At 69.0% G+C, this 8,676-nt stretch carries 5 protein-coding genes and 4 pseudogenes; 3 read left to right on the top strand and 6 right to left on the bottom strand.

Annotated elements, in window-relative coordinates:
* A partial coding sequence (locus KS423_RS30730; RefSeq protein WP_224283044.1) for a type IV toxin-antitoxin system AbiEi family antitoxin domain-containing protein occupies nucleotides 1-315 on the top strand: 315 nt, incomplete at its 5' end.
* A gap of 61 nt (nucleotides 316-376) precedes the next feature.
* The gene (locus tag KS423_RS30725) at nucleotides 377-991 is read left to right on the top strand and encodes a hypothetical protein (RefSeq protein ID WP_224283043.1); all 615 of its coding nucleotides are present in this window, start codon (nucleotides 377-379) and stop codon (nucleotides 989-991) included.
* A 61-nt stretch (nucleotides 992-1,052) separates the two neighbouring features.
* Here KS423_RS30725 and KS423_RS30720 read toward each other — a convergent pair.
* The 5 genes and pseudogenes from KS423_RS30720 to KS423_RS30700 form a co-directional block, all read right to left on the bottom strand.
* A pseudogene (locus tag KS423_RS30720) lies at nucleotides 1,053-2,319 on the bottom strand (IS256 family transposase).
* Between the two features lie 271 nt (nucleotides 2,320-2,590).
* Nucleotides 2,591-3,601, bottom strand: coding sequence for a hypothetical protein (locus KS423_RS30715; protein WP_224283042.1), 1,011 nt, complete (start codon nucleotides 3,599-3,601; stop codon nucleotides 2,591-2,593).
* Nucleotides 3,602-4,395: 794 nt separating this feature from the next.
* Nucleotides 4,396-5,190: pseudogene (locus KS423_RS30710) on the bottom strand (serine/threonine-protein kinase); the annotation flags it as partial.
* 135 nt (nucleotides 5,191-5,325) lie between these two features.
* A pseudogene (locus tag KS423_RS30705) lies at nucleotides 5,326-5,874 on the bottom strand (SPFH domain-containing protein); the annotation flags it as partial.
* Nucleotides 5,875-6,426: 552 nt separating this feature from the next.
* A complete protein-coding gene (locus KS423_RS30700; protein ID WP_224283041.1) occupies nucleotides 6,427-6,663 on the bottom strand; it encodes a hypothetical protein in 237 nt (78 codons plus the stop codon).
* A gap of 164 nt (nucleotides 6,664-6,827) precedes the next feature.
* Here KS423_RS30700 and KS423_RS30695 point away from each other — a divergent pair, with 164 nt between their 5' ends.
* A complete protein-coding gene (locus KS423_RS30695; protein ID WP_224283040.1) occupies nucleotides 6,828-7,406 on the top strand; it encodes a TetR/AcrR family transcriptional regulator in 579 nt (192 codons plus the stop codon).
* A 941-nt stretch (nucleotides 7,407-8,347) separates the two neighbouring features.
* On the opposite strand, the pseudogene KS423_RS30690 reads toward KS423_RS30695, so the two are convergent.
* Nucleotides 8,348-8,580, bottom strand: a pseudogene (locus KS423_RS30690) (hypothetical protein); the annotation flags it as partial.
* Nucleotides 8,581-8,676 lie beyond the last annotated feature (96 nt).

The following is an 8,676-nucleotide window of genomic DNA, read 5'->3' as shown; positions in this document are numbered from 1 at the left end:
GAGCGGCTGACCACCGGCCTCGTCGAGACCGAGGCCCGCCTGGCCGAGCTCACCGCGACCCGCAAGGTCATCGACAGTCTCACCCTGCCCGAGCACGAACCGGCCCCTGCGGAGACCGCAACCGTCTACCAGCGCATCGTGACCGCCTTCAACGAGCACCCCGGGCGGGTCTTCCGGGTTCGCGACCTCCACGAACTCCTCGAGCTGCCCACCGACGAGCCCTCGATCAACGTCACCCGCTCCCGCCTGGGACGACTCGTTCGTCAGGGACTCCTCGACCAACCCGGACGCGGCCGCTACCAGAAACGGACTTAACGCCCTCTCAGATCCTCCTCTTATCCTTGCGGGCATGGGACTCTCGATAACAGTGGGGTTGTTGAACGACCTGGCCCGCAACGACCCCGAGGCGTGGGAATACCACCTGAACGCCTTCGTCCTGCTCGACCGGGCACTTGCCGGGCAGGGCATCGACTGGCGCGAACCGGGCACGGATCCCGCTGGCGGTGTCCTCTACGCCGGAGGCTTTCCCTACAGCTACCTGAGCCACCTGCGCCGTGCATTCGTCCTGCGGCTGCGAGGGGAAGCTGTCACCCCGGCTCACGCCGTGGACGCCGAGCAATACGCCCGGGACAAGGAGAAGGTCCATGACGAGCTGACCATGTTCTCGTCACACCTGCTCTGCCATGCCGACAACGGGGGCTACTACGTGCCGGTCGACATGAGTGACCCGCTGTTCCTGCCCGAGGAGGACGAAGTCCTGGGATACGGAATGGTCGGGTCCAGCCAGCGCTTGCAGGCCGAGCTGGCTTGGCTGGCACCGGGGATCGACATCCATCCCGACGAGGACGGAACGCTCTCCCGTGCGGAGCAGGCCAAACTGGCGGACATCCCGCACACCGACCCCTTCGAGCCCGAGAAGTTCGCCTGGGCCCGGCTCTACGCAGCATGCCAGTCGAGCATCTCCAGCGGCCATGCCATCGTCTTCGGCTGAAGGCACGGGTCACGTCCGTTGGAGTGGTGTATCGACGGCCACTCGGTGATCCAGTTTCAGGCTATGCGGTGAGTGCGGTGGCGGGGGTTTCTTCGGGGGTTTCTCCCTCGATCGGGTGGAGGCGGCAGCGGCCGAGGATCTCGGAGCCGATGTAGCGGCGCTGTTAGGCCCATTCGTCGCTCTGCTCGGCCAGGACGGCGCCGATCAGGCGGATGACCGAGCTGCGGTCGGGGAAGATCCCGACGACGTCGGTGCGGCGCCGGATCTCCTTGTTCAGCCGCTCCTGCGGGTTGTTCGACCAGATCGACTTCCAGACGGTGCGGGGGAACGCGGCGAAGGCCAGCAGGTCCTCGCGGGCATGTTCCAAGTGCTCTGCGGCTTTGGGGAATCGCTCGTCGAGGGCGGCGATGACGGTGGCCATCTGCTGGCGCACGGCCTTCGCGTCGGGCTGTTCGAAGACGGTCCGCAGCAGGGTGGCGACCCAGGGCTGGGCGGATTTGGGGACCTGCGAGAGCAGATTGCGCGCGTAGTGCGTGCGACACCTCTGCCAGCACGCGCCGGGCAGGGTCGCGCCGATCGCGTCCACCAGGCCCGCGTGGGCATCGCTGACGACGAGTTGGACGCCGCCCAGGCCGCGGGCGACCAGGGACCGCAGGAACGCGAGCCAGCCGGCGCCGTCCTCTCTGGTGGCGACGTCCAGGCCCAGGACCTCGCGCTGGCCCTCGTTGTTGACCCCGATGGCGACCAGGCAGTGGACGTTGACGACCCGGCCGCCCTCGCGGACCTTTTGTGTCAACGCGTCGACCCAGACGAACGTGTAGGGGCCCTGATCGAGCGGACGGTTGCGGAACTCGGCGACCCGTTCGTCCAAGTGCTTGGCCATCTCGGAGACTTGGGACTTCGAAAGCTGGGTGACGCCCATGCTCTCGGCGAGCTTCTCCACCCGCCTGGTAGACACGCCGAGCAGGTAGCAGGTGGCGACCACGCTGATCAGGGCCTGCTCGGCCCGGCGCCGTCGCTCCAGCAGCCACGACGGGAAGTACGAGCCCGACCGGACTCTCGGGATGGCCAGGTCGATCGTGCCGACGCTGGGGGTACCCCCGGCCGAAGGCTGGGGGAGTGTCCCAGTCCCGATTGCGGTAGCCATTGCGGGAGTTGATCCGGTCCTCGCTCGGACGGCCGTACTCGCCGCCGCAGGCCCGGTCCACGTCAGCGGACATCATCGCCTCCGCGAAGGTCTTCACCATCGCCCGCACCAGGTCGGGACTCGCCGAAGCCAGGTTCTCCTCCAGCAGGGCAGCAAGGGGCACACTGTCAGGTGCGGTCATCGTGTTGGTCTCCTCTTCGTGACGTCAGACATCTCGAAGGATCAACCGGTGGCCGTTCTACGTTCTCAGGCGACACCCGCTACCGAGACGAAACCCCCGGAACGGGTGGAACCCGTACACCACTTCCCTGGACGCAACCAAGGCAACGGTCGAGGGTGGGGCTTGACGTACGACTCGGCCGCCGGCTCTGTTCATGTCGTAGAGCAGCGTTTCGACAGCGGTTCGGAAGGCAACACCTGGACCGGATGCTCACGAGAACGAGCCCGGTCACTTACCCTGCCTCGCTCTGCCGCCGCTGCTCGCGGTCCTCGAACCAGCGCTCCAGGTCCTCGTTCCAGCGAGCCGCGTTGCTGCCGTCCAGCTGACCGGCGAACGCCCGGTAGGCGGCCGGCACCAGAGCCTCGCGGTCGGCGGGCTCCGCCGAGGCGATCGCCCACAGCGCCTCGCCGGTGTCGTCGTCCAGCCCGGTGCAGGAGTGCGGTCCCCCGCCCGCGAGCACACGCTGCAGTTCCTCGTGGAAGATCTGCCGCAGCTCCTGGTCAGTCGGCCACCCGTGGCGCATCCCGGTCCCCCATCGACGTCGAACTCGAAGTTTCCGTCCTCCGGAGAAGACTCGGTTGCCCAGGCATGTAGTTCCACATACCGGTTTCGGCTCGTCAGGGTGGTGTTGCGGTGGCCAGAAGACCGCGGCGCGGCCGCGGCACCGGCGAGTGGTGCACCCGCACCAGCCAGCCCACCTGATCACCCGCCCGGTCACAGCGCCGTTCTCGGCGGCCCAGGTGACCGGGTCGACGCCGCCGGCCCAGGGGCGGGTCGGGTCGCCCTCCCACACGACCAGGCGGCCGACGACTGCGTGGCGACCGGCGTACGCGGCGGCGAGCAGCGGTTGGATCGTCGCGGGGCCGTTCTGCAGGAGTTCCAGGAGGTGGGTGCGACGTTCCAGGTAGGGCAGCGGGCGGAGGTCGGTCTCGCCCCCGCGAGCCAGGGCGTCGAACGCGGCGAGGTGGACGGCGAATCCGGCACCGGGCTTGGGCCCTTTGCCGGATCGGGTCTGAAGCAGAGCGAAGGAGACGGTGCCGTCGGGCTTCACGGCCAGCAGTTCGCCGTCCAGTACGCAGGCGGTGAGGTGGCGGGCGGCTTCGGCGACGTCGGCGAACGCGCGGGTCAGGTCGATGCCGTGCCGGCTGTACACCCGAGGGTGGGGGCCGGCCACCACGATGGCTCTCCAGCCGTCGCACTTGGGCTCTGCAAGGCTGCCCGCGGCACTGGCCGGCAGGTGCAAGGTGTCGGGTGACCGAAAGCGGTATCGGAAGCGGCACCGGAAGCGGGCCGCCCAGCCGATCCGTTGCGCATCGAGGCTATCTCCTCGCCGTCGGCCCAACCGGCGTTGAGGAGTAGTACCGGCCTTCCCAGTCCGGGCTCAGGATCGCATCGAGCATCGCCAGTGAGCGGCACAGGTTCCGCAGGTCAGCGATGGAAGGGAGCCGGCGAGCTACGTCATAGACAGTCACGTGCTCATCCAACCGGATGCCCCTGACACCCAGAATCTGCCCCAAGGCTGTCACGCTCAGTAGCAGTGCCGGAGTCTGGTGGGTCAACTCGCGACGGTTGAATACGCGAGTCCACCAGAACCGAGGCCGTTCTTTTGCCGGGACTTGGCCATCAGCATCAGCTCGGATGCTGGCCTCGGTCAATGGAACCGTGGTTGGCGCTGAGATTGATCATGGGAGTGCCGGGCCGTACACACTCAGCCACTCGCACAGTGACGCGCCCGCAATCGGAGGAATGCCGAAGCAGGGCACCGAACGAGGATCCAATTGGCTGGTTGCCCAACCAATTCGACCTGAGGATGTCCCCATGCGTCGTGCCCTTACAGCGGTTGCCTTGTGCGCCGCGACCGTTGCTCTCACGCTCGGAAGCGCGGGATTCGCCAACGCGGAAGCTTGGATCTACCCGCAACAGTGCCTGGACGGGGGCGGGCAGGTTTTCCAGATCGAGCCCGGGCTGGGCAAGTGCGTCGGCGGGACGTACGACGGCATCGAGGTGCAAGAGCGACCCTGAGCCCAGCCGCCGAGTTCAGAGTGCCGAGTTGGTCGCCGGGTTGTACAGGTCGACCATCGTGCGTACAGGGAGCGGCAACCAGTCGCCGGTCGGCGGGTTCCGGGAGAGCAGTTCGAGTACCTCGGTGGCCGTCGGACGGCGCCGGGGATCGTGGTCGAGGCACAGGGTGATGACGCCGACGAACCGGGAGGGCAGCAGGCTGAGGGCGGACGCCAGGGATTCGCCGTCCGGGAGCGGCGCGGCTCCGGCGGCATGGCACAGCACCATGCCGAAGGCGTAGAGATCTACGGCATGCGTGATCGATCCGCCGGTGAGCTGTTCCGGAGCGAGGAACCCCGGCGTGCCGACGACATAGTTGGTACTGGTGAGTCCGGTGCTGTCGAGGGCTCGGGCGATGCCGAAGTCGATGATGCGGGGTCCTGCGCCGGAGATGATGATGTTGCCGGGTTTAAGGTCGCGGTGGACGATGCCGCAGGCATGGATGCGCTCGAGTGCTTCGGCGACGCCGACCGCGAGGGTGTGCAGGGTCCTCGGGGGCAGGGCGCCCTGTTGTTTGAGGACGGCGTGCAGTGACGGGCCGGGGATGTACTCGGTGGCCAGCCAGGGCGGGTCGCCGTGGGGATCGGCGTCGACCACTGACGCGGTGTGGAACCCGCCGACGAGGCTTGCGGCTTCGATCTCGCGGGCGAACCGCTTCCGGAAGGTCAAATCCTCAGCGAGCTCCGACCGGATGACCTTGATCGCGACCAGGCGCTGCCCGGGCGACTGGCCGAGGTAGACCGTGCCCATTCCGCCTTGCCCCAGCACCGCCGTCAGGCGGTAGCGGCCGATACGGCGTGGATCATCCTGCCGCAGCGGACGGTGCCCGGGGGCGAGTCCGGCGGGCGACTGCAGTGCGCCACGCGCCCCTCCGTTTTCGCTGGCCGGGGCGACGGGACCTCCATGCCGGTCGGCGCTAACCGGCCTCGCCGTCGGGCCCTTGATGGAGGTGGGCGGTGCGACCACCTTGCACTCGACGCGGTGGACCCGGATACCCCAGCGGGCGGTGTCCCGGTTGAGTGCACCGCGCAGGGCCGCGATGATCTTCTCGCGGGAGGTCAGGGCCCGTTCCAGGTCCATGCCATCGACGGTGCCGCGCAACGTAGCGACCGTGAGCTGCTCGATCGCCTGAACGTAGCTGGTCACGTCGTAGGTGGCGGCCCTCGCGTCGGACACCTGGTAGGAGACGGCGATGTCGATGTCGACGCACCGGTTGTCCTGCGTGACCACCTGCTGCCGCGGAATCGCCATGACCTGTTCACGCAGGTCGACCCGGAGGCGCAGGGTGTCGATGAACGGGATGACGAAGTTCAGACCCGGGTTGAGCGTGCGGGTGTAGCGCCCAAAGCGCTCCACGATGGCGGCACTGGCCTCCGGAACGATCTGGATCGCTTTGACCAGGGCAATGAAGACGAACAGCACCAGAATGATCAGAACGATTAAGACCGGTTCCACAGTGGCTCTCCCACCCCTCCGGCTCCCCGACCCTGACACCGGTTCGCGCCGGGCAGCAGTCTTCCAGATCCACCCCATGACGGACCCCGCGTTCACCGCCCCCGAGGAACGGGTCCGCCCAGGACCTCGCCGCTGGCCGCCGACACCTTGCCGAGGCCAAGATGCAGCGGGCAGCCCGCTCCTGCCGTCGCGGGCACACCGCCCCGTAGACCCGCGCTCCGAGCATCCGGGAACGAAGCGCAGGCGGCCGGGTCCCGGGGAAGCAAGGGGGTGTTTCGCGGGGCCCGGCCGGTGGGAGGCCAGCAGCGCCGAGGGCGTGGCGCGGCTGCTCTGCTCGGCGGCCCGGTGGTGCTGTGGTGGAGCCGCCGTGCCGGGAATGCTAGACCGCCGGTCAGCGGGCGGCCAGGGCTTTGACCCGCGTTCTTTCGGTCGCGAGCATGCCATCTATTCGTGGCGCCAGGCTTCTGGTGGCAGGCTCGCCGACAGCGCGGGCGGCTGTGCTCGGGCGGGCGGGCCCTTCGCCGCAGGCCAGGTCAGCGGTGCGGCAGGTGCTCAACCGCCATTGCGCGAGCACATGGCGAGGAGGAAGAGCCCGATGATCACGATGGCGACCCAGCCGAGACACCCCACCCCTTCGGGGTCGCCGGGCGCGATCTGCGAGGCACCCCCCGGCTCGACATTGGGGTGCTTGTGGGCGTAGTGATCAAGCATGCTCTGCCCTGCCGTGGCCTCAGTGGTCCACCCGGTCTTGAATCCGCACTCACCGCAGTGTCCGCGGAACTTGGCCATCGATCTCCCCTTATTTGTCGCGTCTCACGTCATGGCGGGCCGCCCTAGCCGGTGGTCACCGGCTTCGAGTCGCCCCGCCCCTCTCCTTCGAAAGACTCACCACAGATGTGGTACCACGCCTGAGGTGGTACCTTCAAGTGGTAATGATGAAAGGACATCTGACGGTGAATCATGATCGGCGAGACCTGTTGCGTGATGCGGCCATCGACGTGCTGGCCGAGGAGGGCGGGCGCGGGCTGACACACCGGGCCGTCGACACGGCCGCCGGGGTGCCGCCGGGCACCACCAAGAACTACTTCCCCACACGGGACACCCTGCTGGGAGCGATCGCCGAACGGTGTGCCGAGCAGTACCGCATGGCCGCCGAACAGCTCGCGGCCGCAGGCCCAGGACCAAGCGACCGCGAGGGCCTGGTGGTCATGATCACAAGCCTGCTGGAGAACGTCGCCGGACCGGGCCGCCACAGGATGCTCGCCTATCTCGAACTGCAGACCGAGGCCACCCGCCGGACCTGGCTGTCAGCGATCCTGGACCAGATCGCCGCAGCCGACTTCACCGCCTTCGAATATGCCCAGCACGCGGCTGGCCTGCCCGTCACCCCACAACGGTCCGTCACCGTCACCCTCGGCCTGCACGCCGCCATCCCGCACCTGCTCGTCGCCGGGCCCGACAGCCTGACCGCCGCAGGCCTCGACGACCTGGACCGCTTCGTCCGGGACCTGCTCGCCTCGGTCTACCCGTAACGCCTCGGTCGACGCCGTACCGGCCCGTCCGGCGGGGCCGTCCCCACCACCCAGGGACGGCCCCGCCGGACGCGACGCTGGCTTACAGGTGCGGGTCGATCACCAGCACCGTGATGATCGGGCCCTCGTGCTCGGCACCGCACCCCTGGCGGCCATCGGCGGCACTGGCCTGACCGTACGTCCAGAAGACTCACCAGGCGTCAACGCCGGTCCAGGCGTAGAAGTCGAAAACACGGTGGCCGGTGTGGCCGGGCAGGGCTGGTAAAGGTGGGTGCGTAGGCCGGGGTGGCGGGGGTCGGCGGCGAGCTGGTCAAGCGCGCGGCGCACCCGGCGCAGTTTCGCCGTGTCGGCGCGTCGGCCCTTCTCCAGACAGCGCAGGGTGCGGGCGGCGGCGGGGGTGTAGTGCAGCGTCGGCATCGTGGCCTCTCCTTCGTCGGGGCATGCGGAAGGGCCCACCCCCCGCTGTTGGGATGGGCCCCGGTAGATGAGTTACTGGGCGGCTCGGTCCGGTTGTTTGCCCTAGCGTCAGTCCTGGCCGGCCTGGTCGAGCGGGAGCTCCTGGGCCGGGACGTCGTCCCGGGCATGTGGACCTACCAGCTGGTCGAGGCATCCGACCGGACCTACTCCCGCGTGTTCACCGACGTCGAGGAACAGGTCCGCCAAGGCCTCGCCGCCAGCCGCAAACAGGCGCGGCCGGAGCGGTCGGCCTGGCGTGACCTGGCCGGATGCTCGGCGCGGTGCTCGCGAACGCCGGCTCCGGGCTGACCGTCGCCGTGCTGCTGTTCCTGGCACAGCATGTCGAGGTTGTCTGGCGCTGATGCCTCGGTTGGGGACCGGTCCGCTGCCCGCTCGGGGGTTCGGGCACGGACCGGTTCTCTCAGTCTGTGTGGGCGGGCATCGCAGTGCCGCTGGGGTTGGTCCGGGGGGTGGTGTCGGGGGGTGTCTCCCTGCCAGTCCCAGCGGCGCGGATCTGCGGGGCGGGGTTCGTAATGGGCGCGGCCGCCGGGCCCGTAGGCGCCGATCTCGATGGGGAGTGCGGCGCCGTCGGCGAGCTGGTCGGCGTCCCAGCCGGTGACGTCCAGGAGGAGGCCGTCGAGCGGGCCTGCGACGAGCTCGCGGTACTCGTGCCCGGGCTGGGGCCGGGGTCGTCATGGTCAGCTCCGTAGACCCGGCGCGGCGGCCGCCTCGGCCACCGTCTCGACCGCCAGGACGCCCGCCGCGCGGCGCCCGGTCCCGGTCGGGCCGCGCGTCGGCCCGTCGGTCGGCAACC

The organism is Streptomyces sp. LS1784, assembly GCF_020103755.1.
In the GTDB taxonomy this organism is placed as follows: Bacteria; Actinomycetota; Actinomycetes; order Streptomycetales; family Streptomycetaceae; genus Kitasatospora.
Note: the sequence above shows the minus strand (reverse complement) of the source record. Positions and strands in the feature narration are given on the sequence as shown.

What these genes read in the sequence shown, in the direction of transcription:
- KS423_RS30700 (WP_224283041.1), bottom strand. Translation starts at nt 6,663, where the DNA reads ATGGCCAAGTTCCGCGGACACTGCGGTGAGTGCGGATTCAAGACCGGG.